At 31.6% G+C, this 1,726-nt stretch carries 3 protein-coding genes and 1 pseudogene; all 4 read right to left on the reverse strand.

The window, feature by feature from the left end:
• On the reverse strand, positions 1 to 223 hold a 223-nt coding region (locus BZG01_RS21250), incomplete at its 3' end, for a transposase (protein ID WP_180327426.1).
• Positions 224 to 344: 121 nt separating this feature from the next.
• Positions 345 to 491 (reverse strand): hypothetical protein, encoded by a 147-nt coding sequence (locus tag BZG01_RS21700; RefSeq protein ID WP_180327427.1) that lies wholly within the window; start codon positions 489 to 491, stop codon positions 345 to 347.
• A 79-nt stretch (positions 492 to 570) separates the two neighbouring features.
• A complete protein-coding gene (locus BZG01_RS21255) occupies positions 571 to 1,044 on the reverse strand; it encodes a hypothetical protein (protein ID WP_101311837.1) in 474 nt (157 codons plus the stop codon).
• Positions 1,045 to 1,530: 486 nt separating this feature from the next.
• A pseudogene (locus BZG01_RS21260) lies at positions 1,531 to 1,726 on the reverse strand (REP-associated tyrosine transposase); the annotation flags it as partial.

The raw sequence follows: 1,726 nt of genomic DNA on the forward strand, positions 1-1,726 counted from the left end.
TTTTACCCGGATCAGAATTTTGAGCATTAAATATCAAATGTATATGACTAGGCATAATGCAGTAAGCATAAATAACCATTCTTTTATTTTTGCAACAATACTCTAAACTCTTGGCAACAGCAGCAAAGTATTGCTCCCGAACAAAAACATCTATCCAATATACTGTTGCAAAGCTTACAAAGTACAAACCTTCTTTATTGTAAAACTTATATTTTCGGCTCAAATCCTATAAAAATTTAATTGTCAGCCTAAGGTAAACAAAATTCAATTAACTTAATATTATTCCTATTGCTGGAACATTTAATGTATTACTGCATCCGCAGAATACGAGCTACAAGCTCGCACTAGCAGGGGAAAAAATACCATTTATCCTTTAGATCAAATTCATTCACTAATTTTGAATGTTCGTCATTTGTCTTATTCTTATAAATAGCATCATAAGTCATCCAAGCAATCACACCGATAATTAATATAAATAAAGCTGTTTTCATATTCAATATTTTATAGTTGAAGGATCTACATAATACTTATCCTGTCACAACTATTATACTTAAAACCATCAGCGAAATATCATTCCGAAACACCAATTCCTTTCTTTTGCAAATATCTTTGAACCTTTTCAGGAAGGGCTTCAATTTTCGTATATGTGACAAATTGCTGAGAGCTACTGTAATAAATATTCATCATGGTTTTATCTCCTTCTTTATAAATTTCCATCTCACCACAGTCACTCTCAAAACTTTCCCCTTCTTCAAAATCTTCAGCATCAATTTCAAAATAATATTTACCACTTTGCTTTAAATTGTCAATATTGAATAATTCACAAGTGTTATTAAATCCATAATTCAAAGTATCTATTTCGACTACCTTGTTCGGATTATTCTCATACACCCAATAAACCAATAATTGTTTCCCTTTATAATAATGATAAATAGATGGCTCATCAATATTTTGGAACAAACTCCCTTCTAATTCAGCATTTTGGCCAACCAAATTAGAACTTAATGACAATATCATTAATCCCAGTACTATTTTTAACTTCATAACTATTTAATTTCTTTTTGTAATTTATTGAAAATATCTTCTCTTTTTTCCCATTCCAAACCTTTAGAATTAATTTTGAGTGTCACCTTGCGTACACTGCCTTTATCTGCTATTTTGTTAATATTGTTAGTTTTCCAAAACCACATAGCTGATAGAATAAATATATCTTTGTTTTCATCAATTAGCTTAGGATTAGCAACAACATCTTTATAGCTTTCTTTATAATTATCCTTTAACCATTTATCAAAAGCAACATAGTTTTTCTTCCATGTCCTCTATATTTATATCCATCTTCACTCGTGCTATTTCCATTTCCTCCTTCACCTTGATAAACGTAACTAAATAGTTTTTTAGTCAAAGCTTCACGCTTTATAGAATTATCCTTAGAACACACAAAGCCCGAAGGAACCTCAAAGCAATTAATGTCTGTAGAATCCCCCAGCTAGCGCGAGCTTGCAGCTCGTGTTCTACGAAGTAGTTAAAACGCTACAATATTTCAACTGGAACCTGTCCTACTTCTCCAGCATAATTTATAGCACTACTGTATTTCCAGTGATGTGCCTCTTCTACAAAACCTGCTTCCACAGGATTATTGTGAATGTAATCTAATTTTTGAGAGATTACTTTACTGCTCCACAATTCGATGGGTTTGTTATTTTGTTGCCAGAATTGGCGGTTTTTT

It is taken from the genome of Labilibaculum manganireducens (genome assembly GCF_002843385.1).
GTDB classification, from domain to species: Bacteria; Bacteroidota; Bacteroidia; order Bacteroidales; family Marinifilaceae; genus Labilibaculum; species Labilibaculum manganireducens.